The organism is Rhodococcus sp. BS-15 (assembly GCF_000813105.1).
In the GTDB taxonomy this organism is placed as follows: domain Bacteria; phylum Actinomycetota; class Actinomycetes; order Mycobacteriales; family Mycobacteriaceae; genus Rhodococcoides.
In genome coordinates this window covers 63102-86552 of record NZ_BAOX01000001.1, presented here as the reverse complement: position 1 = coordinate 86552, position 23451 = coordinate 63102, and the positions used below count along the sequence as shown (strand labels likewise).

The window sequence follows — 23451 nt, the reverse complement described above, 5'->3', positions numbered from 1 at the left end:
TCTGCCGCCATGGCCGCGGTCACCACCGTCGCGGCCATCGCGGTAGCGCCGACGACCGGTGCTGCGGGCGTCGTGCTCGTCACCGCAGGCGCGGTCGTGCTGTGCCAGTTCATCCCCGACATCGCCTGGGTCCCGCGCCTGGTTCGCGGCCGCAACGCTGAACCTAAAGACTCCTCTGCTCGAATAGAACTCGCTACGGCAGTGAGGGTTCCATGATCGACGTCGCGAAATTCCTCCCACTGTTGCGCACCCTGAACCGGATCGATCAGAACGCGTACATGACCGTCGTCATCACACTGCTCCGACGAGCAGGTGTGACGATCGAGGGCACGCCACTGTGGATCTCGTCCACTGTCTTCCTCGACAATTCCGGCCCCGGTTCGATCACCTTCGGTGACCGCTGCGTCGTGTCGGATGCCGTCAAAATACTCACACACGACTTCTCTCTCGACCGAGTGGCAGAAGCACGTGGAGAACTTCCCCCCGACGAGGAGCTGTACCGCCGAGCGCCGGTATCGATCGGCGCACGAGCATTCGTGGGATTGGGAACGGTCATCATGCCCGGTGTCGTCGTAGGCGACGACGCCATCATCGGCGCCGGGTCCGTGGTGACGCAGTCGATCGCACCGGGAGATGTGGTGGCAGGCAATCCTGCTCGCCGTATCTGTACGACCGACGAGCTGTGGAACAAGAGGCGGTCGGAATTCGAAGTACGGAAACGGAGACGCTGATGCGTATCACTCTGATCGGCCTCAACTACAAACCCGAAGTCACCGGGATCGCCCCCTACACCGCCGATGTCGCGGAAGGACTGTCTGCGCGGGGGTACGACATCCACGTTGTCACCGGCTTCCCGCACTACCCGCAATGGGCACCTGACCCGCGGTACGCGGGTCCCACCATCGAGGAGACGGTCGACGGTGTGCACGTGACCCGACATCGGCACTACGTTCCGGGCAGCATGACCGTCACCCAGCGTGCGCATCTGGAACTGTCCTTCGGCAGCAGAGTGGCGCGCAGTCGTATCCCAGCCTCGGATGTGGTGGTGTGCGTATCGCCGGCGCTGGTGTCGACCGGTCTGGTGATGGCTCGCCTGAAAGCGCAGCCGTTCCGGCCTGCATTGGGGGTGTGGGTACAGGATCTGTACAGCCGCGGCGTCATCGAGACGGGTGCGATGCACGGACCGAGTGCCGGTGCGACAAGCAATCTCGAATCGGGCATCCTGCGCGCGGCCGACGGGGTCGCGGTGATCCACCAGCGCTTCGCAGATCACGTCCGGACTGCGCTGCATGTGCCCGAGCGCAAGCTCAGCATCATCCCGAACTGGACGCACATGCCGTACCAGGCACCGATGAGTCGTGACCATGCACGCGATCTGTTGGGATGGTCACGGGACTCGGTGATTGCGCTGCACGCTGGAAACATGGGACTCAAACAGGGCCTCGAGAACGTGGTGGAGGCGGCGCGGGAGTCGGAACGCCGGGGTGGGCCGGTGCAGTTCGTCCTGATGGGTGACGGCAACCAGCGGGAGACGCTCGAAGAGCTGGGCAAAGGAATCACCTGCCTGAAATTCGTGAAGTCTCTGCCGGAGAAAGAGTTTCGCGCTGCACTCGATGCAGCAAATGTTCTGCTGGTCAACGAGCTCCCCGAGGTTGCCGAGATGGCCGTACCCAGCAAGCTCACCGCGTACTTCGGCAGCGGCAGCCCCGTCCTCGCTGCCACCGCAGCCGGCAGCGTCACCGATCAGGAGGTGCGATCTGCCGGTGCCGGAATGCGCGTGGACCCGGCAAATCCGTCTGCGATGGTGGCGGGAGTGATCGATCTGGCCGCCGACGCCGCGAAGTGTGCGCAGTTCGTCGAGTCCGGGAATCGATACAGGCGGCACAATATGTCTCGAGATGTGGCCCTGGACAGATTCGAGGAATGGGTGCACACACTGGCGAGTGCTCACCCCACGAGGGCACGAACCGCATCGAGTGCACGTTTGGGGGAGTAGTCCGATCGCACCAGACCGTAGTTGTAGTCGGGTACAACACTGCCCGTCATCGAGTCGCGGAAATCGAAGACGAACACCGGCCCGGCATAGGGCAGCTGCGTCAGTGTGGTGATCCCGTCGACCAGAATATCGGCCTGCCGCTGCTCGTCGACGCCCGAGCTCGTTGTGGGCGCACCGAACTCGGTGAACCAGATTTTCTTGTGACCGTCCCCGTGGCGCACCATCACGGAGCGGACGGCGGCGACCTCGTTGGCCGAGGACGAGGTCTCGGTCGGCTCGCTCAACAGCTGGGGGCTGCTGTAGGGATGCATCGCGACGGCATCGAAGGTCTCGGCACCCGCGCATCGGTAGAGGGCTTCGACAAACGTCGAAGGGGACAGATCGTTGGCGGAATCGATTGCGGGCGAGGTCGGTCCGGTGATCACCAATGCCCCCGGTGCCGCGGCGCGAATCGCCGTGGAGGTTGCCGAGAGGACCTCGCAATAGTGAACCGGGTTCGCGCTCGGGCCGTAGCTGGCCGCAACGTTCGGCTCGTTCCACACTTCCCATGCTGTGATGCGGTCGCGGTAGCGAGAGGCTGCGGCAGAGGCGAATTGGGCGAACTTATCGGCAGAATCGGGTGCGGGATGCGCCACAAGCGCGTACTCGGCCGGCACAGCCACGTAGGTGCCCACGTCAATACACCGAGCACCGCGAGATTGCGTTCGGTGGCCCACTCGACCTCGGCGTCGATTCGGCTCCAATCGGCAGCACCTTCGACACTCTCGATGTCGGACCACTTGACCAGCAATCTGATTGCTGCGAATCCGGTTTCGGCAACGGCGGCGATATCGCGCTCGACGTCGGAACCAGGCATTCCGATGCTCGCGGCATTACTGGCAACGTGCACCGAATTCCACTCCGAAGCGGGATCGGGTCCGGGTTCGGGACTTCGTTCGTGCTCAACGCTTGTCGAACACGACGCAGCGAGAAGCAGCACGAATGCCAGCGGAACCCATCTGCGTCGCAAGGCCATACGATGCAGTATGACGGGTGGACACCACGGCTGCGCGACCTTAGATTTGCACCTATGCCCTACACCGCGAGAAAGTCCGTTCTGATCAGGCTGGCTCGCATCTGGGCACGGCCTCTGTGGTGGGGCGTGCAATCGTCGGGCAACGAGGATCTGATGCGGGCGGACGTGGATCGGTGGATCGAATGCATCGGCAACGATGCGCTCGTCCCGCTGGACGAGTACTCGCGGTTCGCCTACCTCGCGGGCGCACTGCACGAATTTCGCAATGTGGTTCATTTCCGGATGCGGCAAAGCCCGCTTCCGGTGCGCGTGATCATGAAGCGCCTCTACCGGCCGGATCAGACCATCCTTCTCGAATCGGATTCCATCGGCCCGGGAATCTTCTTGCACCACGGCAACGGAATCATGGTCTCGGCGACATCGATCGGCCGAAACTTCTGGGTCAATCAGCATGCATCGGTAGGTTATTCACCGAAGGGGCGACCGACCATCGGTGACGACGTGATGGTCGCGGCCGGAGCCGTCGTCACAGGGCCGATCGTGCTCGGCGACGGTGTCACCATCGGGGCCAATGCGGTGGTGGTGAAGGACGTTCCACCGGGCACCGTCATGGCGGCGCCGCTGGCGCAGCCACTCAAGAAGCGGACGTGACCGGGCGTTCGCTCGCAGGTTTCACCGGAGCGGGATACGACAAGGGCAAGCCGTTCCACATTCAAGTGCTGTGGATGCTTACCTCTGGCCTGCTGGTCACGCAGTGGTGGTGTCCCAATTCGATTCGGCTGCAGATCCTTCGGATGTTCGGCGCGCAGATCGGCGTCGGCGTGTCGATTCGGCACCGCGTCCGCATTCATTGGCCGTGGAAGCTCGCAGTCGGTGACCATTCGTGGATAGGTGAGGACGCGTGGATTCTCAACCTCGAACCGGTGACGATCGGCACGGATACCTGCATCTCCCAGGCTGTACTGCTGTGCACCGGAAGCCACGACCGGCGCTCGGAGACCTTCGAGTTCGACAATGCTCCCATTGTCGTGGGTAACAGAGCATGGGTTGCGGCCCGAGCGACCATCCTGCGCGGCGTGACCATCGGCCACGACGCCACAATCGGCGCAACAGCACTGGTGACCGACGACGTAGACGACGGCGCAACGGTATTCGCACCCTCCGCCCGCCGACCGGAGTGAGCGATGCGCATCCTGCACGTGGTGACACTGATCTCCGAGGACGGTGCCTTCGGCGGACCCACGCGGGTAGCCCTCAATCAAGCCGAGGCACTCGCGGATCTGGGCCACGACGTGACGGTTGTCGCGGCAGGCAGCGGGCCCACCCCTCAATCGGGAGTCGTCCGCGTCGAACTGTTCCGTCCCCGCATGCTGATTCCGCGCAGCGGCTTCGCGGGTCTCACCGCTCCCGGCATGCTTCGGTGGCTGGCCGCGGAATCCGGAAGATTCGATCTGGTCCACGTGCACCTGGCCCGTGATCTGGTGACGCTTCCCGCCGCTCGCCTGTGCCGTCTGCGGGGACTGGCGACGGTGGTGCAAACCCACGGGATGATCGATGCCAGCGGCAGGCTTCTCGCGATCCCACTCGACGCCCTGGTCACCCGATCGACATTGCGCCGAGCGGCCGCAGTCTTCTATCTCACCGAGCGTGAGCGAACCGATCTGATCGGCGTCGCGGGGCAGAATATGAGATTGGTCAAATTGATCAACGGCGTTCCGGCACTGCCGGAGAAGGCGTCGGATACCGGTCTCGAGGTGCTATTTCTGGCTCGTCTGCATCCGCGCAAGCGCGCAGATCTCTTCGTCGACATGGCAGAAGTGATTGTGCGTGAACATGATTCCGCATCTTTTGCACTCGTCGGTCCGGATGCGGGAACCGGCGACGCGATAGCGCAGAGGACCGAGCCCAGGATCCGGTGGGAGGGGCCGTGCGCTCCCGACAAGACCGCGGAACGCATGCGGACGGCCACGATCTATGTGCTTCCCTCCGCCGACGAGCCGTATCCGATGTCTGTTCTCGAAGCCATGGCAGTGGGGCTGCCCGTCGTGGTCACCGACAGTTGCGGCCTCGCATCGGATATCACGCGCATCGGGTGTGGGATCGTGGTGCGCGCCGGCGAACTGCAGCCTCTCGTCGACGCCGTGCGATTGCTTCTGGACGATGAGGACCTGCGCCGCGCGATGGGCAGGCGGGGCCGGGCGGCGGCGCGTACCGAATTCGGTACAGACATCGTTGCTCAGGGACTCGACGGGATATATCGAGAGGCGGTGAGGCATGTCTCGGGGTAGAGCCGTTCTGCTGATTCTGTTGGTAATCCTTGTGTTCGGTGCCGTGATCGTCGGCCTGCGATTCGACGCTGCGCGCACCGACCGAGGACTGTCGGACACATCCACTACTGCATTCGTTCCGCCGGTCAACGGCGGCCCACGTGCCGTCTTCATCGGGGACTCCTACGTATCCGGAGCCGGTGCAAGTGATCTGGGCCGCCGGTGGACATCGCTCGTCTCGGCGAACAAGCTGTGGACCGAGGAGAACATCGGAATCGGTGCCACTGGCTATGCACTCGCGGCGTCGGGGTGTGGAGCCGAACGATGCGGCAGTTTTCAGGAGATGGCAGGCTACGCCGTCACCCTGAATCCGCCGATCGTCGTGGTGGGCGGCGGCATCAACGACTTCACGGAGTTCGTCCGCGACCCCACCGATGTCGTCAACGCGATTTACGACACCATGGGCACACTTCGCACGGGGTTACCCAACGCGAGGATCATCGCCGTCGGGCCCTCGTCGGCGGCCGAGGTACCGCCCTTCGTCACCGCGTACGAGGGTGTGGTTCGAGACGCAGTGAATGCTGTCGGTGGAGAATTCGTCTCGCTGACCGACCCGGATGTAATCGATGACGACATGCTTGCGCCCGATGGGGTACACGTCGACGACAGGGGGCACGCCGCCATCGCACACGCCGTCGAACAGGGATTGAGATGACGCCTGTCACCCCAGTGCAGACGGGGCAGAGTCCTCTGTAGCTTCCCGAGTGAACTAGACGAACACAGCAACCGCAACGAAGGCGACTGCAGCAACGACCGCTGTCGCACCGCTGACTTTCCACCAAAAATCTCGCGACAATCCGCGCTTGCCGAACATGAGTCCGATTGTGTCCGGTTCGCACGTTGGGCAGCTGCTTTTGGCTGCTGGATAATGGATCGTGGCCGTGCCGGTGGGCTCGCGAGAGTGGTGAGAGTCACCTCGGCTTTCGGGGGCGTCCGGTTGCCGCTTATCGTCGCAGCACGCAGGGGTGCGGAACAGGATCGACGTGCGGGGCGAGCAATGCAGTTTCGCCTCTAATTTGGGCTGTGTCTGCGCGATCGAATCTCACAACGGGGCATTTGCTTGATTCAACTCGTGAATCAAACGAATGAATTGTCCAGAATTGCGCGGCATCTCATCTGGTGCACAGAAACCAATCACCTATGTAACGATTAAGCCACGCGGTGGCACGTTGCGAGTTGTACGAACTGACGAGGAGCTCGAAGCATGGAGATACAGGATTATCTGAAAATCCTGAAGGCGCGATGGATCATCATTGCCGTCACCGTGGTCGTAGCGATCCTGGGAGCACTGGGTGCGTCCTTGTTGACGACGCCGCTCTACGAGTCGAGTGCCAGGATGTTCGTCTCCACGTCCGGTGGAACGTCGGTGAGTGAGACGTATCAGGGCAACTTGTTCTCGCAGCAGCGTGTGGCCTCCTACTCCGAGTTGGTGACCAGCGAGGCCTTGGCGGCTCGGGTTCTCGACGTACTTCCCCTCGGCCTGACTCCGTCGCAGCTTGCCTCGAAGGTGACGGCATCCTCGACTCCCGACACCGTTCTGTTCGATATCACCGTCACCGACTCTTCACCGTCGCTTGCTCGCGATATCGCCAACGCGATGGCCTCCGAGTTGACGACCCAGGTACGCGAGTTGGAGACACCCGAGGACGGCGGTATCCCGTCGGCCGGTGTCAAGACCTTCCAACAGGCAGACGTCTCCGCAGCACCGGTGAGCCCGAAGACCAAGCGCAACCTCGCCCTCGGTGCGGCCGTTGGTCTACTGCTCGGCATCGCACTGGCAGTACTGCGAGACCGTCTGGACAACACGATCAAGGACCGCCGCGAGATCGAGGCGATCTCCGGTAAGGCACTCGTCGGCACCATCCCGTTCGACAAGGAGCGCACGAAGCAGCCGGCCGTCGACTTCCAGGACATCGCGCAATCGTCCAGTGCCGAGGCGTTCCGTGAGCTGCGCACCAACCTGCAGTTCCTCGAAGTTGACCATCCGCCGCGCGTCATCGTCGTCACCAGCGCCATTCCCAGTGAAGGCAAGACGACCACCGCCGTGAACTTGGCTGTTGCCCTGGCCGAAGCCGGTCACCATGTGGTGCTGGTCGAGGGTGACCTGCGGCGTCCCCGAATCTCGAAGTACATGGGCCTCATCGGTTCGGTGGGCCTCAGTACCGTTCTCGCCGGACAGGCAAAGGTGGACGAGGTGCTGCAGCCGACCAAGTACGAGGGCCTGCAGGCCATGGCCTCCGGGCCGATCCCACCGAACCCCTCCGAGCTGCTGGGCTCGGAAGCATCACGCGCCCTGCTGGTCGAGCTCCGATCCAAGTTCGATTATGTGATCGTCGATGGAGCACCGCTGCTGCCCGTCACGGACTCGGCGGTGCTGACCACCCATGCCGACGGTGCGTTGCTGGTGACCCGATACGGGCATACCAAGAGCGTCGAATTGTCCAGAGCCATCGGCAATCTCGAAACCATCGGCGCGCACGTTCTCGGCGTGGTGCTGGCTCTGACGCCCTCGAAGAAGGGCGACATGTACAGCTACTCGTACAACTACACCGCCGACACCAACCTGCCCCGTCAGGTTGCACCACCGGTTCCCGCACCAGCGCCCGCACCCCAGGCTCCGGTTGCTACGCAGGCTCCGGCACCTACCCCGCCGCGGCCGCCTTCGGGGAATCCCGGACCGACGCAGGCCGCGTCCGCAAAACCGACCGGGGCCGTGCGCACCGCGGCGTCGAGTTCAGCGCCCTACTCGCAAGTTCGTCGCACTGCGGTGCCTAGCGATCCACCCAGGAACGGTTCCGACAACCCTCGTTTGAACAAGTAGACCCTGGAGCGGTTTCGGCGAGCAGACGCTGAGCGGTCATGATTCGTCATGATCGTCCAGCATTCCGCTTCGGTCGCCCGGCCGCGCCGATCACGAGTCCGGCGAGGGTAATAGCGCCGAGCGCGACCGGCGTCGTGACATTCGGAACCTGCGTGACGACGACGACGGCGGCCAGCACTTGAATGACCGCGGTGAGTTTGACGCTGATGGTTGGTTCGGACTTCTTCTTGCTCATGAGCAACTCCTGGCTGGTCGAAGGCTGAGGTGACAAGCCGAAGCTACACCTCCGCAAGGTTAGCCAAAATTGTTGAGCAACAGGGTATTCCGGCTGTTATCTACCGTTTCTGGGGTGCATAGCCCGCGTTATGTGCCCTGTTGTCGAATCAGGTGGTCGCCCAGTTTCGACGCCCAGGGCGGGCGCTCGCGCTGGGGTCCCACCCGGTGCAGGTGGACCACTGTTCGTAAATGAGCCATCCCATCTGGTCGATCCGTGGTCGTCCGATAGCGGGGCATAAGCGGGTGTTATGCACGGGGGCCACGCCCGTCGAACGAGTCGCGTAGGTGGACGCTTTGAAATGAAAAATCATTCAGTTGGATGACAAGCGCAGCGGTAGCCGTGCCGTGGTCCGCTCGTCTCGTGGGTCGAGGGATTCCGTAGAATTTCGAGTTGCTGCAGCGCGAATGGGGGACTGGTTTTGAAAGTACCGAGCTTCTCGAACGCCATCAGATCAGAGTGGGGAGTCGTCGCAGTCTCGGTGATCGTCTCGATGTCGGTGGCACTCGGGATCACCTTGCTGCTGACACCGACTTACGAATCACGCGCGGAGATGACGGTCTTCGTTTCGGGTGGCGCGACGACAGGCGAGACGTACCAGGGCAGCTTGTTCTCTCAGCAGCGGGTCGCGGCATACTCGGGACTAGTGACAAGTGATGTCATCCTGTCCAAGGCACTGGCCGATCTCGCGCTCGAACTTTCTCCGTCGCAGTTGGCCGACAAGGTCACAACGTCGATTGCACGAGATCCTGATCGATTCGACGTCGTTGTTACCGACGGCTCTCCAGAACTCGCGCGCGACATCGCGAACACGGTCGCTCTTCAATTGACTGCAGTGGTCTCGGAGCTGGAAGCTCCCGAGGGCGGTGGAGTCTCCTCAGTCGGGGTCAAGATCATCAAGAAGGCTGAGGCGGATCACGCGCCGATCCACCCCAACACTGCCGAATACCTGGCAATCGGTGCAGCGGTAGGGCTGCTGATCGGAACTGCAGTGGTGATCGTGCGTCGCCGAATTCGTGGGCGCTAGAACCGGCCTTCGTATTCGGTGAGGACGAACAGCGCTACTGCGGCAAGTATGAGCAACGCCAACATGATCCAAAGAAATGGATGTGTCTGTTCTGGAGGCCGAATCTCGTCACTGCGTCTTTTTCCGATCACGGAACGGAACTGTAGGTCAGTCGGCGAACAACTGCACTACCCTCGCGCCGACTGTGACGAAGACGCTCGGTCCATCAGCACTGCAGGCCCATCAGCACTGCGGAACGTCGATCGTTACCGTCGGTTGATCGACCAGAGGCTGTAAGGGCACCGTCGCCTCGCCCGGGGCCGATGGTTCTTCGAGCTCCCACGACACCGTCTGGGACTCACCCGGTGGAATGGTGAGATACGCGGCCTGCACCGGACGGCCCAGCTCGGTACCGGCCTGGATGGAGAAGCCGGTGATCCCGTTGACCTTCATAGAGGTGATCTTCGCGCCCTGAGTGCCGTACAGGTAGACGATCGACTCGTTGGTGCCGTACTCCACGGTGGTCTGGAACGTGCTCGCCACGTAGGGCGTCAGGCCATTCGGATCAACAGTGTTGGTCAGCGTTGCCGTCACCGTCGACTTGCGAGTACCGGCCGTGCACGATTCGGCCGAATACGTGATGTCGCGGGTGAGGTAGTAATCGAGCTTGTTGCCGCCGGCGTTGTTGACCACCACGTTGGCGTACGGAGCCGGACTGTCCGGCAACGTATGACCCACCTTGGTATCGGCCAGAATTGCCTGCTCGGCCGGATCTGCACTGTAGATCGAGATGCGGCCCTCACTGCCGGCGCGGCCCACCGCGTCGAGCAGAGGTCTGGTGGGTGCTGCGCCGGTGGTCATCTTCTGCACCACTGCCGCAGCGATCTCCTGCAGATACGCCTTGCGAGCTGCCTGATCGTCGCCGAATCTGGAATACGCAGTGCTGAGGGTGATTTCGACGACGTTGTCGGCGGTGATCTGCTCGCCGTCGGCCAACGTGATCGGGCCGGTCGCTCCCAGGATGTAGCTCAGCGCAATGGGGTCGGTGGCGATGGCACCGTTGAGCACTTCACCGGTTTGCTCCGTCCACATCGACGACCAGATCTGCGCGGCATACGGAAAGTGCGGGCTCGCATTCGAGTTACGGAAATCGATGGTGGTATTTCGCGGACCCCACAGTGCGTTGTATTCGGGACCCAGATCGATGGGCTGCTTCGCGAATTCGAGCTCGTTGTTGCTGCCGAGGGTATCGACTCGGGCCGTACCGTTCTCGGCCCGAATGATGCCGTAGCCACCGAGCAAACCACCGGTGCCGCGCGCCTCGGCGTTGGTCTGGAACGCGAGGAAGTAACTGCGCGGGCCGTTGTCGCCGAGCATCGAGGGCAACAGCTGGCTGGCGATATGAGTATTGGTCAGCAGACTAGCGAGGTCATGAGTCTGATCGATCAGCGACGTCCGAGCCTCGTCCACCACACCGAGGAACGCAGGCTTGTCCACCTGCTGCGCGCGGTCGCTGAGCGCCTCGGCTGCCGCGGAGGTTTGCTCTAGTACCGGCTGCGCGTCCCGCAACGCAGCGGTATCCACTGTGCCGCCGTCGACGAGGCTGCTGGGATTCAAACTGGCACCGGCAGCCGATGCGGGGGCGAGCACATCCACGGCCAATCCGTGCACCACGTCGGTGATCTGCGACACCGATTTCAACGGACTACCAAGGTAAGGAACGGCTTTGGCTATGGAAAACGGGATGGATGTCGTCGCGGCCACCGCATCGTCCGCGGACTCCGAGGCTCGCGCGGCAGCAGCCTCGGCCCCTGCCGCATCACCGTCGAGCAGAGCGTCTTTGGCCTGCGTAGCCGAGTCACGGGTGGCGGTCAGAGACGACTGTGCGGAGTAGGCCTCGTAGCCCAACCAGGCCAGGAAGGCGATGACCAGCACCAGCAACACGCCGACCGCGACGAGGATCGGGCGCTTCTTGCCGGAGCGAGAACCACGGACATCGGTGGAACTGGTCGCCATCGTCGGTGGCCTCTCGGTGAAAAGGGAAGGAGTTCGACTGCACAGCCTAAAGGGGCGCGGCGGATTCGGTGCACCTGTCGTTCGATCGCACGAACAAATGAATGCCGTTGTTGGGAAGGGTGAGGCAATATCGATCCGGGTAGAGCATTCACATCGGGTCGACTAGTTTGTAACGAGCGATGTAGTTCAACGTTGCTGGGCGGCGTCCAGCCGAATCGATGCCGTCGGGGCGTATGCGTTGAGGAGGTCTGTCAGTGTCGCCAGAGGCGGGTGAGCCGTTCGAGGATGGCCGCTTCCCTTTATCTGCTGCGCAAATGAACATCTACCTCGCTCAGCAGCTGGCACCGGATGTGCCGTTCACCATCGCTCAATACGTCGAGATCCACGGCGATATCGATCCGTCCGTGTTGATCCGCGCAACCGACATCGCCTGCAGACGGCTCGAGTCGCCCGCAGTCCGGATCGGACTCCACGACGGCGTTCCCTACCAATGGGCAGACCTGCGCGTGCCGTACGCGATGATCTACCGCGATTTCAGAGACCGCGATAATCCCATCGAGGATGCCCAGCGCTACATGGACGAGCAGTACCGCCGACCCGTAGATCTCGTTCGCGACCAACTGATCTCGTCCGACATCATCCAGGTGGGAGACGAGCACTACTACTGGTACAGCCGCGCGCACCACATCGTGATGGACGGATTGGGCGCAATCTCGGTCCAAGAAGGCACAGCGGCGGCGTACACCGCGATTGTCGAGGGCACTGATATCCCGAAGACCCGCGCCATCGGTGTGCGGGAGATCTACGACTACGAGGCTGCGTACCCCCAGTCCTCCCGCTACGACACCGATCGTCAGTACTGGCTCGGCCGACTCGACGGCCACCTCGAGGCCCCCCGGCTCGCCGGCACCTCGCGTACGCGTGCTGCGCCGAGCGGAGTGACCGTCAGCGTGGGTGCGGTTTTGGACGCAGACCTCACCGAAGCCGTTGCCGAAGTGGCACATCGGTACAACTCCTCCGACGTCCCCGTCGTGCTCGCGACGTTCGCGCTCTACCTCGCGCGGATGACCGACACCGAGGACGCCATGCTCAGCTTGCCGGTATCGGGCCGAGCGACCACCAAACTGCGGGAATCCTCGGGCATGATGTCCAACGTCGTGCCCCTGCGCATCGGCGTCGAGCCGGGGGTGACCGTCGAAGAGCTGCTCCGACGGATTCAAGTGGAACTCACCGGTGCGCTGCGTCATCAGCGCTTCCGCGTGGAGGACATGCAGCGGGCGACCGGCGAAGGCACCGACAGCGCTGCCGCCGGGCGCGGAGTGTTCGGCCCCACGGTCAACATCATGATGTACAACAGCACAATTCGGCTCGGCGACGTCATCGGCGAATACCGCGTGCTCTCGAGCGGCCCCATCGACGACATGATGGTCAACGTCTACCCTGGCGTCGCCGGCACCAGTACCCGCGTCGACTTCCTCGGCAACCCGGCCCTCTATAGCACCGACGAGCTGGAAGCCCACCACCGCCGATTCCTCGTTCTGCTGCGTGCGCTGGTGAGTGCGCCAGAGGGACTCACAGTGTCGGAGCTGGATGTGCTGGGCGAAGAGGAGAAGGCCCAACTGCTGCAGGCGCATCCAGCGGCCACCGCGGCACCTGCGCTGCTGCCTTCGATACTGACGAGCGGCGCAGTGGTGCGGGCAGGGGGAATCGATCGATCCAGCGCTGAGTTCACCGCCGCTGCGGAACATGTTGCTGCGCAGTTGATCGTGCATGGCGTACGTGTGGAGACGCGCGTGGCCGTTGCGCTGGCACGCTCCTACGAATCCGTATTGGCCGCATGGTCGGTCTCGACTGCCGGCGCATCGTTCGTCCCCGTCGACCCCACTGAGCCTGCCGAGCGGTTGGCCGCCATGCTCGCCGATGCACGCGTCGAGTTCGGTATCACCACTCGACCTTTGCTGCAACAACTTCCGAGCACCGTTCGCTGGTTCACCATCGAGGATCTGCTCGACGCGGACCCGAGCGCGTTCACGCCGCCTCAGGTGCACATCGACAACGAGGCATACGTCATCCACACCTCCGGGTCGACCGGAAAACCCAAGGCCGTCAGCGTCACCCATCGGGGACTCGCGCAACTAGCGGCCAATGTCGTCGAACGATATTCCGTCTCCGCCGACTCGCGAGTGCTGCACGTGGCCTCGCCGGTCTTCGACGCGTCCATCCAAGAAATCCTGGCGGCGTTCGCTGCCGGCGGCACCCTCGTCATCGCCCCAGCCGACGTCTACGCCGGGCCCGCCCTCGCGCAGTTGTTGGACCGCGAGAAGATCACGCATCTGATCACCTCACCGACAGTGCTGGCGACCCTCGACCCAGATGACCTCGGATCCATCGAGGTCTTCGACGTCGGCGGCGAAGAATGCCCGCCCACGGTGCGCGACAGGTTCGTCTCCGCCGAGCGGACAATGCTCAATGCCTATGGACCGACCGAGGCGACCGTGTTGGCAACGGTGTCGGCTCCGATGGCGGCCGGCGACCGCGTCACCATCGGCGCTCCGTTGCCGGGCGTCCGAGCACTGGTACTCGACACACAGCTGCGGCCCACTCCGCACGGAGGCGTCGGCGAGCTGTACCTCGGCGGCGGCGGGCTCGCCCGCGGATACGACGGGCAGTTCGGCTCCACCGCAGTACGGTTCGTCGCAGACCCGGGGATGACCGGAGCGCGGCTCTACCGCACCGGCGATATCGTCCGGTGGGCCGTCGACGGGTCCTCGCTCGAGTACCTCGGTCGCAGCGACCAGCAGATCCAACTGAACGGGCGTCGCCTCGAACTCGGGGAAATCGAATCCGCAGCATCGACTTTTCCGGGAGTGAACGCCGCGGCGGCGTCGATGCACGACAACCGACTGGTCCTGTACGTCACCGGAGTCTCGGAGGGATTGGAGGGTCATCTTCGAGACCGCTTGCCCGCGTGGATGGTTCCCAGCCGGATTGTGGTGCTGGACGCGATGCCGATGACGGCGAGCGGCAAGGTCGACCGACGGGCATTGCCGGCCCCGATCGCGTCTACACAGACCGAATACGTGGCACCGCAAACCGAGACCGAACGCAGCGTCGCCGGAGCCTTCGCCGACGTCCTCGGTGTCGACAAGGTCGGCCGCGAGCACTCGTTCTTCGAGCTCGGCGGTGACTCGCTCAGTGCCACCCGAGTTCTCGCACGGCTCGGCTCCGGAGTGTCGCTCACCGAGCTGTTTGCCGACCCCACGGTCCGCGCAGTCGCGGCGGCCGTCGACTCGTCCGCGACCCGCGAGGTTTCGCTCGAACTGCTCGATACCGTGTTGCCGGGGCGCGTCCCCCTGTCCTACGCCCAGCAGCGACTGTGGTTCCTGAACCGATTCGACCCGGCATCGCCCGCGTACAACATGCCGATTGCCATTCGGGTCGGCGGAGGTGAGGACGCCTCGTTGGTGCTGACGGCACTGCGCGACGTGGCCGATCGTCACGAAGCGCTGCGGACGTACTACCCGGACGACGGCGACGGTCCGCGACAGGTGGTCCGGCCCACCGATACCGTCCTCGTGGATGTATCCGCGCAGACTGTGTCGGAGAGCGACCTCGACTCTGCCATCGCGGCAGCCGCAGCGCAGGGATTCGATGTGGCAACCGAAGTACCCATCCGCGCAACGCTTCTGAGAGTGGACGAGCAGGGCGACACCGTTGTCGTGGTGGTCGTGCACCACATCTCGATGGACGGCTGGTCGATCGACCCGCTGGTGCGCGACTTCGCTTTCGCGCACGCAGCTCGCAGCGCAGGTCACGCGCCGACGTGGCCACGACTGCGCGCACAGTACGGCCAGTACGCAGTGTGGAACCGGGCCTACGTGGACTCGGTCGCCGACGAACAGCTGTCGTTCTGGACCGGTGTTGTGGGCGGAAACGATGCTGCTTCGGCGGAACTGCCGGCCGATTTCCCCAGGCCCGCAGTGCAATCGATGATCACGGGTGCGGTGCCCTTCGCGATCGGGTCGCACCTGCACGCGGGAATTCGCGAGCTGGCCCGATCAACCAACTCGACCACGTTCATGGTCGTCCATGCTGCGGTCGCTGCCGCTCTGAGCCGGTTCGGTCCGTCGAACCGAGTGGTGATCGGGTCCCCGTCTGCGGGGCGAGGTCACGAAGCACTCGACGAAATGGTCGGAATGTTCGTCGGAACCCTCCCTCTCGCAGTCACGGTGGACCCGTCCGGCAGTTTCGCGGACCTGATGGGTGCAGTCCGCACTGCAGACCTCGACGCGTTCTCGCACTCCGATGTTCCGTTCGAGCGCATCGTCGACGCCCTGGTCACCGACCGATCCCTCGACCGGCATCCGCTCTTCCAGGTGATGCTGGCATTCGACAATGCACCGCATCGCTCGGTGGAGGATCTGCCAGTGGCGGTGCTGGAGATCCCCACCCGCACTTCCGAGTTCGACCTCAATCTCGTGCTGGAGGAAGCCTCTACCGGACAGGATGCCGGATTGGACTCGGTCGGACTACGTGGGCAGATCGAGTACGCGCAGGACCTGTACCAGCAGGCCACCGTCGAACAGTTTGCGTCAGCGATTCTGGCGGTTCTGAACGCCGCGGTCGCGGACTCCACCTTCGTCGTCGGTGACCTCGCCCTCGCCGACGCGCCCACACTGCCTTCCACGATGCCGAGCGGAACGCTGCTCGATGTATTGAGCTGCGATACAGCTGCTTTCGGTGACGTGGTTGCCATCGACGGTGTGGTGTCGCTGACCTACGCCGAGCTCGAGTCTCGCTCGAACCGAATCGCGCGGCTGCTGATCAGCCACGGCGTCGGACCGGAAACTCTGGTGGCACTCTCGCTCGAGCGCTCGGCCGAGTACATCGTGGCGCTGTGGGCCGTGGTGAAGGCCGGCGGCGCGTTCGTACCGGTGGATCCGCGCTACCCGGCAATTCGTCGGGACCAGATGCTGGCGAACATCGAGATCGGTTTCGGTGGGCTCGAACCAGGAGTGAACTGGCTCTACGAGAATCAGGCGGAGCCGCTGAGCGACCTGCCCCTGACCGAGGACGACCGCCTCGGAGCGCTCCACCCTGCGCACCCGGCCTATGTGATCCACACGTCGGGTTCCTCGGGAACACCCAAGCCAGTCGTGGTGACGCACCAGGGTGTGTACGCGCTCGCACAGCAGGTGGTGGCACGGTACGACGTCTCGCCGAATTCTCGAGTACTGCATGGTTACTCGGTCAACTTCGATGCTGCTGTTCTCGAGCTCGTGCTTGCCTTCGGGGCCCGGGCGACGATGGTGATCGCGCCGCCCGACCTCCTCGGCGGAGACGAGATGTCGGCCTTCCTGACCGAGCATCGCGTGACCCACTACCTCTCCACGCCCGCGGTACTCGCGACGGTGCCCGCCACCGCCGGTGTCGAGACCGTCGCGGTCGGCGGAGACGTGCTGGGCTCGGGCGTCGTGGACGCGTGGTCGCCAGGACGGTCGATGCTCAACGCCTACGGCCCCAGCGAGGCGACGGTAGTGGCCACGCTGGCCGACTCGCTTCGCGCCGGTGAGCCGGTCACGATCGGTCGACCGCTCGATCACGTGGGAGCGTTCGTGCTCGACGATCGGTTGCAGCCGGTACCACCAGGGGGCGTCGGGGGAGCTGTATCTCGGCGGGGTCGGGTTGGCGCGCGGCTACCGGTTCGCGGCCGCGGCGACAGCCGAGCGGTTCGTCGCAGGCCAGGGCGGCACCCGGCTCTACCGAACCGGTGATCTGGTGCGCCTGGGTGTCTCGGGTCTGCTGGACTACCGGGGCCGCCGCGACTCGCAGGTCCAGGTCCGCGGTGTACGAATCGAGCTGGGAGACATCGAGTCTGCTCTCCTTGCACACCCCGATGTGCGCGGCGCAGCAGCGGCGGTACGGGAGAACAGACTGCTCGCCTGGGTGGTGGGTATCGACGAGCAGGAAGCCGCGCAGTGGCTGCTGGAGCACCTTCCGCTCGCGATGATGCCGGCCGCCATCGCGCAGACCGACCGGATTCCGTTGACCGACAACGGCAAGGTGGACCTCGCGGCATTGGACGCCCCGGACCCCACCGTCGGCGACGGGGCTGCCGTACGCACACTGGCGCAGGACGTCATCCTCGGGATTTTTGCCGACACGTTGGGGATCGAGAATCCGGCCGTCGACGCCAATTTCTTCGTCCTCGGCGGAGACTCGCTCGCCGCGACGCGGGCCGCCACCCGGATCGGTGCGGCGCTCGGCACCCGAGTTCCGGTGCGCACGATCTTCGAGTCGCCCACCGCGTCACAGCTCGCATCGGCGATCGAATCACTGTCCGAGAACTACATACCGTTGCCTGCCCTGGTGCACCGCGGCGATGCGCGCTCGTACTCCGGCCTGGCACCGGCCGAGCGACGAATCTGGCTGCAGAATCGATACGATCCGGCATCGGCCGCGTACAACATCGCCTTCGAGGTGCCGCTTCCGGCCGACCTCGATCCGGGCGTCCTGCGTGCTGCGATCGCGGATGTACTCGAGCGGCACACACCGCTGCGCACGGTGTACCCCTCGACCGGCGACGGTCCCGTCACGGTTGTTCTCGATCCGCAGATCGTGCTGTCGACGTTGGACGACGCGCACGCGAGCGTCGATGCATCGACACTGCACGGCTTCGACCTGACCGTCGAAGCGCCGCTGCGATTGGTGTGCACCGAACGCGGCGGCGAGCGGGTGCTCACCGTCGTCGCCCACCACATCGCGATCGACGGGCTGTCGCTTCGCCCCTTGGCCCGAGACCTCGAGATCGCTCTGCTGGCCAGGCCGTCCGGTTTTGCCCCCGAATTCGATTCGCTCGCAGTCGATTACTCGGACTACCGGCTGTGGCAGCACGACGTCCTGAATGCGGTGGCGTCCGATCAGCTCGAGTTCTGGCGTCGCACCCTCGCCGGACTACCCGAATTTCTCGACCTGCCGACCGGAACCCCGGACGCGTCACACGAGGCGACGCCGGTGGAGTTCTCCGTGAGCCCGGAAGATCTGGCTCGACTCCGGTCGCTCGCGCATCGGCTGGGTGCGACCGTGTTCGTCGTCGTCCACGCAGCGCTGGCCGCCGTACTCGCAGAAGCCAGTGGCACCCAGGACATCGCCATCGGGACGCCGGTGTCGGGACGAGCCGACCCGGCGCTCGACCACCTCGTCGGCATGTTCGTCGGTACCGTCGTGCTCAGGACGGACGTCGATCCGTCGACGACGTTCGAGGACTTCGTGACCGAGGTGCGCGACCGGGACCTCGATGCGTTCGCGAACTCGGACGTGCCGTTCGAGTCGGTGGTGGACGCGGTGCAACCTGCCCGCGCCGTCGATACTCACCCGCTCTTCCAGGTGCTTCTCGCCTTCGGCGATACGGCAACTCCCACAATCGAACTGGAATCCAGTTCTATCACCCCGCGTCGCGTGGACATCACGGAAACACAGTTCGATCTGGAGGTCCTGGTCGACGAGTCCGACGCCGGACTCATCGGCTCTCTCGGGTACTCCGCGTCCAGGTTCTCCCAGTCCGTGATTGCCGGATTTGCGGAGCGGCTGACCGCAGTGTTGACCATGGTGTCGACGGCACCGGACATCCGGCTGGGTAGCGCAGACTTCCGCCAGGGCCCATCGGCCGTCGTCACGCGCCAGGACAGTGCGCCCGAGCAGTACACACTGGCCGCGGTGTTCGAGCACGCCGCGAACACCTGGCCCGACAATATCGCCGTGATCGACGGTTCGAGGGCGCTGACCTACCGAGACTTGGATCGGCAGTCGAATGCGTTGGCAGACAGGCTCGTACGTTCAGGCATCCGGCTGGGAGATCTGGTAGCGGTCGCGCTGCCACGATCGGTTGGATATGTCACCGCAGTGTGGGCCGTGGCCAAGGCCGGTGCCGGGTTCCTGTCGATCGACCCGTCGCAGCCTGCTGCGCGGATACAGGAGATCCTCGACGACGCTGCCCCGGTCACGGGAATCTCGTCCGTGGACTTCGGTTCGGCCGGTAGCGACTGGCTGACGATCACCGGTGAGGAGCTCGAGCACGTCGAGGTGCGTCGACCACCGCTGAGCAGCGTGGCCTACGTCATCTACACCTCCGGATCCAGCGGGGCACCGAAAGGCGTTCGGGTGACGCACCGCGGCATCGCGAATCTCGTGCAAAGTCAGCGAGAGCTGTTCGGCGTGGAGCCGGACTCCAGGGTTCTTCAGTTCGCATCACCGAGTTTCGATGCGTCGATTTTCGAGATGCTGATGGCGGTGGGTTCCGGGGCCGGCTCGGTGATCGTGCCGTCCGAGGTGCACGGCGGTCGGGAGCTCGAAGCGCTGATAGATCGGTACGGAGTCACCCACGCGTGCCTCACGCCGACCGTCCTGCAGGTGACCGATTCGGCGGCCACTCCATCGCTTCGGGTGATCGTCATGGCGGGCGAGGCCGTCAATTCCGCTCTGCTGCAACGATGGTCGCGTCGTCGCTCGGTGTTCAATGCTTTCGGCCCCACCGAGGGGACCGTCATGAGTACCTGCACAACCGACCAGCGTGACTGGGGCCTGAACGGTGCGGCGGGCCCGGTGACCATCGGCGGACCGATTCGAGGCTACGACGCAGTGGTGCTCGATACACGTCTGCGCCCGGTGGGAAACAACGTCGTGGGGGAGCTATACCTGGGCGGGGTCGGTCTTGCCGAGGGGTACGTCGGTCGGACCGGTATGACTGCAAGCAGTTTTGTTGCCAATCCCTTCGGCGACGGTCGGTTGTACCGAACCGGCGACCTGGTGCGCTGGGTGATTCGTTCCGGTGCACGCGAACTCGAATATCTGGCCCGAGTGGATTCACAGGTCAAGATTCGCGGCCATCGCGTCGAGCTGGCCGAGGTCGAGGCGGCTCTGCTGCGTCACCCGGAGGTGCGCCAGGTCAGCGTGATCGGTCACGCGCACTCGTTGGCTGCGTACGTGGTGGGCTCGGTCGAACCGCGGGCAGTGCGCGACTTCTTGGCGGGAACGGTGCCGGCATTCATGGTGCCGACCACCGTCACCGTCGTCGACGCGCTTCCAATGACGTTGTCCGGCAAAGTCGATGTACGAATGCTGCCGACCCCGTCGGTTTTGTCGAGTGAACGGCGTGCCCCGCGTTCACCGAGCGAACACCTGGTGCACGCGCAGTTCACCGACGTTCTGGACATTGCCGCCGAACACATCGGGATCGACGACAACTTCTTCGATCTCGGCGGGCACTCGCTCTCGGTGGTGCAGGTGATGGATGCACTCGGGGATCGGCTGGATCGCCGGCTTCCGATAAGCCTGTTGCTGATGCACCCGACGATCGCCGCCCTGGCAGCGCAACTCGATGCAGGAGAACGCGGCGGTGCCCTCTCGGATGCTGCGTTCGAGGTGGTGCTCCCAGTCCGGACCGAGGGCGTCGGTGCCCCACTGTTCTGTGTGCATCCGGCCATCGGAATCGCGTGGAGTTACCTGTCGTTGCTGGGCGAGACAGACCGCCCGTTGTACGGATTACAGGATCCGGGTATCTCGAACGTCGACGCCGCACCGTCGTCGATCGAGGAATTCGCCGCCAGGTACGTGCAGGAGATTCGCACTGTGCAGCCCCACGGGCCTTATCACCTGCTCGGGTGGTCGCTCGGCGGTGTGATCGCGCATGCTGTTGCGGCGCAACTGCAGTCGGACGGCGAGGACGTGGCCCTGCTCGCACTTGTCGATGCACAGCTCACGGCACCGGAGGGTGTCGCGGAGTTCGAGATCGGCGATCTCGCTGCTCAGCTCGGGGTCGAGGGTGAATCGTTCGAGGCCATCGTGGATCGATTGCACAGTACAAGAAGCGAATTGGCGTTTCTCACCGAGGATCATCTGCGCCGCATGTTCCGGCCGGTCGTATCGGCCCCCGGTTGGGTGGCGTCGTACCAACCGGCGGTGTTCGCGGGGCCGGTGCACTATTTTGCCGCCCGCGGCTCGCACGGTGCGCAGCAATGGACGGACTTCGTCGACGGCCGGATCTCGGTTCACCGGGTCGATGTGGAACACGAAGACATGCTGGGCGAGCACGGTGCCCGGGCACTAGGCCGAGTGATCGGTACCGATTCTGTGGGGAAGGGTGTCGCGTGATGAGCGAACAACTGGAGCCGTTCGTCGATGACGTCCGGGCACACTACGACCTGTCGGACGATTTCTTCGCGCTGTTCCTCGATCCGAGCATGACGTACAGCTGCGCCTACTTCGAGCGCGAGGACATGACGCTGGAGGAGGCGCAGACCGCCAAGATCGACCTGGCCCTCGGCAAGCTGGACCTCGAGCCGGGGATGACGCTGCTCGACATCGGTTGTGGGTGGGGCGCTCTCGCGAAGCGGGCCGTCGAGAAATACGACGTCAACGTCATCGGTCTGACCTTGAGCCGAAATCAGCACGACAAGGCCCGAGCGCTGGTAGCCGATCTGCCGAGCGAGCGCGACGTCGACATCCGGTTGCAGGGGTGGGAGGAATTCGACGAGCCCGTCGACCGGATCGTCAGTATCGGGGCCTTCGAGCATTTTCGGCGTCAGCGATATTCTGCCTTCTTCGCCAAGTGCCGCTCGGTGTTGCGGCCAGGCGGGCGAATGTTGTTGCACACCATCGTGATCACGCCGCCCGATCCGGCCTCCGGCGGGGGTGGACTCACCCGTGAGGATGCGCACTTCTCCCGTTTCATTCTGCGCGACATCTTCCCCGGCGGGCAGTTGACGCTGGTCAAGACCGTGAAAGCGAAGGCGGCCGAGGCAGGCTTCGAGTTACTTCGGGAGCATCCCCTGAGGCTGCACTACGCGAGGACCCTCGACACGTGGGCCGAGAAACTGATTGCTTCGCGGGAGGCGGCGATTGCCGTGTCCTCGGAGGCTACGTACGACAAGTACGTTCAGTACCTCACCGGCTCGTCGGCTCGATTCAAGAGTTCACGCATCGACGTCGTGCAATTCACCCTGGAAGCCGGAGAGGCATTGCAACCATGAGAATCACACGCCCCCTGCTGCGACTGATCGGCGGGCTCGCGGGCATGGTCCTCGCGTGCACGACGATGTCCGTCGGCACCGCCGCTGCCGCACCCCTGCCCGTCGTCGGACCCGGCAGTGGTTTCGTCACCACCGGAGGCATCGACGACCTGACCGTCTGCTCCATCGCGGCCGTCGGGTACGACGACGCCGGACGGCTCGTTGCCCTGACCGCAGGGCACTGCATCCTCCGCCCCGGACTACCGGTGACTCTCGTGGGATCGCCGACCGCGCCGGTCGGCACCACGGCCGTCGGGCACTGGGGGCCCGATTACGGGGTCATCGTTCTCGATCCCACCGCGGTCACGCCGGTCGCCAGTCTGGGTGGCGTCACCGTGACGGACATCGGCACCGGATCGGTGGGGCAGCCGGTCTGCAAAACCGGTCTCGGCAGCGGATTGACCTGCGGAAGCATCGTCGACTTTCGAGGCAGCGACCTGATGTCCGACGCACTGACCGTCTGGGGCGATTCCGGTGGTCCACTGGTCATCGGCACCACGCTCGTCGGCATCGCCAGTCACGCCTCCGGCGCGCCCTTGGTCAGTCCCACCGCATATGCGTCGGCACCGGAATCGCTGCGTTTGTTGAGCGCATCCGGCGCGCCGGGGGCAGGATTCCGACCGGTGTAGTTCAGCCTGTTCCGCGAATTGCCGCGTCTGTTCGAGCATCTGCCTCGGCGTATTCGCGTGCAGAGGCCTGCAGTTGTCGAGCGAGATCTTTCACGTCGGCCGACAGTGTCGAGTCGGCTGCATCCCATGCGGACATCAGGGCGGAGAACACCGCGCGTGCCGCTCCCGGCCAACACGCTGTACCCGCCGACAGATCGCGTGCCACCACGGCCAGATCCTCGGACGCCATCTCGATCGCGAGGTCGGTTCTGCCTGCTGCGTCGAGAAGCACTGCAACGCTGACTTCCAGTCGATCCCCCAT

16 protein-coding genes and 1 pseudogene are annotated in these 23451 nt (G+C 64.2%); 13 read left to right on the top strand and 4 right to left on the bottom strand.

Annotated elements, in window-relative coordinates:
• The 3 genes and pseudogenes from RHBS_RS00400 to RHBS_RS00390 form a co-directional block, all read left to right on the top strand.
• Nucleotides 1-216 (top strand): annotated as a pseudogene (locus RHBS_RS00400) (hypothetical protein); the annotation flags it as partial.
• On the top strand, nucleotides 213-731 hold the full coding sequence (locus RHBS_RS00395) for a DapH/DapD/GlmU-related protein (RefSeq protein ID WP_128644522.1): 519 nt from the start codon (nucleotides 213-215) through the stop codon (nucleotides 729-731). The pseudogene RHBS_RS00400 and the gene RHBS_RS00395, both read left to right, overlap by 4 nt.
• Nucleotides 731-1996: a glycosyltransferase family 4 protein gene (locus RHBS_RS00390; protein WP_128644521.1), complete on the top strand. Its 1266-nt coding sequence runs from the start codon at nucleotides 731-733 to the stop codon at nucleotides 1994-1996. Before RHBS_RS00395 ends, RHBS_RS00390 begins: the two co-directional genes overlap by 1 nt.
• Here the strand turns inward: RHBS_RS00390 and RHBS_RS00385 are convergent.
• Nucleotides 1948-2670: a cellulase family glycosylhydrolase gene (locus RHBS_RS00385; protein ID WP_237668883.1), complete on the bottom strand. Its 723-nt coding sequence runs from the start codon at nucleotides 2668-2670 to the stop codon at nucleotides 1948-1950. The genes RHBS_RS00390 and RHBS_RS00385 overlap by 49 nt on opposite strands.
• 395 nt (nucleotides 2671-3065) lie before the next feature.
• Between RHBS_RS00385 and RHBS_RS00380 the strand changes: the two genes are divergently transcribed.
• From RHBS_RS00380 to RHBS_RS00360, 5 genes are all read left to right on the top strand, one after another.
• On the top strand, nucleotides 3066-3662 hold the full coding sequence (locus tag RHBS_RS00380; RefSeq protein ID WP_237668882.1) for a serine acetyltransferase: 597 nt from the start codon (nucleotides 3066-3068) through the stop codon (nucleotides 3660-3662).
• A complete protein-coding gene (locus RHBS_RS00375; protein WP_237668881.1) occupies nucleotides 3659-4192 on the top strand; it encodes a DapH/DapD/GlmU-related protein in 534 nt (177 codons plus the stop codon). The genes RHBS_RS00380 and RHBS_RS00375 overlap by 4 nt, the downstream gene beginning before the upstream one ends.
• 3 nt (nucleotides 4193-4195) lie before the next feature.
• Nucleotides 4196-5299 (top strand): glycosyltransferase, encoded by a 1104-nt coding sequence (locus RHBS_RS00370; protein ID WP_128644520.1) that lies wholly within the window; start codon nucleotides 4196-4198, stop codon nucleotides 5297-5299.
• Nucleotides 5286-5993 carry an SGNH/GDSL hydrolase family protein gene (locus RHBS_RS00365; RefSeq protein ID WP_128644519.1) on the top strand — a complete coding sequence of 236 codons (708 nt, stop codon included), beginning with the start codon at nucleotides 5286-5288 and terminating at the stop codon, nucleotides 5991-5993. The genes RHBS_RS00370 and RHBS_RS00365 overlap by 14 nt, the downstream gene beginning before the upstream one ends.
• Before the next feature lie 549 nt (nucleotides 5994-6542).
• On the top strand, nucleotides 6543-8159 hold the full coding sequence (locus RHBS_RS00360) for a polysaccharide biosynthesis tyrosine autokinase (protein WP_128644518.1): 1617 nt from the start codon (nucleotides 6543-6545) through the stop codon (nucleotides 8157-8159).
• 46 nt (nucleotides 8160-8205) lie between these two features.
• Here RHBS_RS00360 and RHBS_RS00355 read toward each other — a convergent pair whose 3' ends face one another.
• Entirely contained in the window at nucleotides 8206-8394 is a 189-nt protein-coding gene (locus RHBS_RS00355) for a hypothetical protein (protein WP_128644517.1), read from the bottom strand.
• Between the two features lie 460 nt (nucleotides 8395-8854).
• On the opposite strand from RHBS_RS00355, the gene RHBS_RS00350 reads away from it, so the two are divergent.
• Nucleotides 8855-9460, top strand: a complete 606-nt coding sequence (locus RHBS_RS00350; protein ID WP_128644516.1) for a YveK family protein — start codon at nucleotides 8855-8857, stop codon at nucleotides 9458-9460.
• A 222-nt stretch (nucleotides 9461-9682) separates the two neighbouring features.
• Here RHBS_RS00350 and RHBS_RS00345 read toward each other — a convergent pair whose 3' ends face one another.
• On the bottom strand, nucleotides 9683-11455 hold the full coding sequence (locus RHBS_RS00345; protein WP_128644515.1) for a DUF4012 domain-containing protein: 1773 nt from the start codon (nucleotides 11453-11455) through the stop codon (nucleotides 9683-9685).
• Between the two features lie 314 nt (nucleotides 11456-11769).
• Between RHBS_RS00345 and RHBS_RS29965 the strand changes: the two genes are divergently transcribed.
• Genes RHBS_RS29965 through RHBS_RS00330 form a run of 4 tightly spaced genes read left to right on the top strand, consistent with a single transcriptional unit; the run spans nucleotide 11770 to nucleotide 23150 of the window.
• Entirely contained in the window at nucleotides 11770-17229 is a 5460-nt protein-coding gene (locus RHBS_RS29965) for a non-ribosomal peptide synthetase (protein WP_237668880.1), read from the top strand.
• Nucleotides 17141-21604 (top strand): amino acid adenylation domain-containing protein, encoded by a 4464-nt coding sequence (locus RHBS_RS29960; RefSeq protein ID WP_237668879.1) that lies wholly within the window; start codon nucleotides 17141-17143, stop codon nucleotides 21602-21604. Before RHBS_RS29965 ends, RHBS_RS29960 begins: the two co-directional genes overlap by 89 nt.
• The gene (locus RHBS_RS00335) at nucleotides 21604-22482 is read left to right on the top strand and encodes a cyclopropane mycolic acid synthase family methyltransferase (RefSeq protein ID WP_128644514.1); all 879 of its coding nucleotides are present in this window, start codon (nucleotides 21604-21606) and stop codon (nucleotides 22480-22482) included. The genes RHBS_RS29960 and RHBS_RS00335 overlap by 1 nt, the downstream gene beginning before the upstream one ends.
• Complete coding sequence (locus RHBS_RS00330; protein WP_237668878.1) at nucleotides 22479-23150, top strand: S1 family peptidase; 672 nt, start codon at nucleotides 22479-22481, stop codon at nucleotides 23148-23150. Before RHBS_RS00335 ends, RHBS_RS00330 begins: the two co-directional genes overlap by 4 nt.
• Nucleotide 23151: 1 nt before the next feature.
• Here the strand turns inward: RHBS_RS00330 and RHBS_RS00325 are convergent, their stop codons facing one another.
• Nucleotides 23152-23451: a WXG100 family type VII secretion target gene (locus RHBS_RS00325; protein ID WP_128644513.1), complete on the bottom strand. Its 300-nt coding sequence runs from the start codon at nucleotides 23449-23451 to the stop codon at nucleotides 23152-23154.

Bases quoted from the DNA above. Each gene is read 5' to 3' on its own strand.
- RHBS_RS00365 (WP_128644519.1), top strand. From the start codon at position 5,286: ATGTCTCGGGGTAGAGCCGTTCTGCTGATTCTGTTGGTAATCCTTGTG.
- RHBS_RS00370 (WP_128644520.1), top strand. From the start codon at position 4,196: ATGCGCATCCTGCACGTGGTGACACTGATCTCCGAGGACGGTGCCTTC.
- RHBS_RS00395 (WP_128644522.1), top strand. From the start codon at position 213: ATGATCGACGTCGCGAAATTCCTCCCACTGTTGCGCACCCTGAACCGG.
- RHBS_RS00355 (WP_128644517.1), bottom strand. From the start codon at position 8,394: ATGAGCAAGAAGAAGTCCGAACCAACCATCAGCGTCAAACTCACCGCG.
- RHBS_RS00380 (WP_237668882.1), top strand. From the start codon at position 3,066: ATGCCCTACACCGCGAGAAAGTCCGTTCTGATCAGGCTGGCTCGCATC.
- RHBS_RS00345 (WP_128644515.1), bottom strand. From the start codon at position 11,455: ATGGCGACCAGTTCCACCGATGTCCGTGGTTCTCGCTCCGGCAAGAAG.
- RHBS_RS00390 (WP_128644521.1), top strand. From the start codon at position 731: ATGCGTATCACTCTGATCGGCCTCAACTACAAACCCGAAGTCACCGGG.
- RHBS_RS00335 (WP_128644514.1), top strand. From the start codon at position 21,604: ATGAGCGAACAACTGGAGCCGTTCGTCGATGACGTCCGGGCACACTAC.
- RHBS_RS29965 (WP_237668880.1), top strand. From the start codon at position 11,770: ATGAACATCTACCTCGCTCAGCAGCTGGCACCGGATGTGCCGTTCACC.
- RHBS_RS00330 (WP_237668878.1), top strand. From the start codon at position 22,479: ATGAGAATCACACGCCCCCTGCTGCGACTGATCGGCGGGCTCGCGGGC.
- RHBS_RS00325 (WP_128644513.1), bottom strand. From the start codon at position 23,451: ATGGGGGATCGACTGGAAGTCAGCGTTGCAGTGCTTCTCGACGCAGCA.
- RHBS_RS00360 (WP_128644518.1), top strand. From the start codon at position 6,543: ATGGAGATACAGGATTATCTGAAAATCCTGAAGGCGCGATGGATCATC.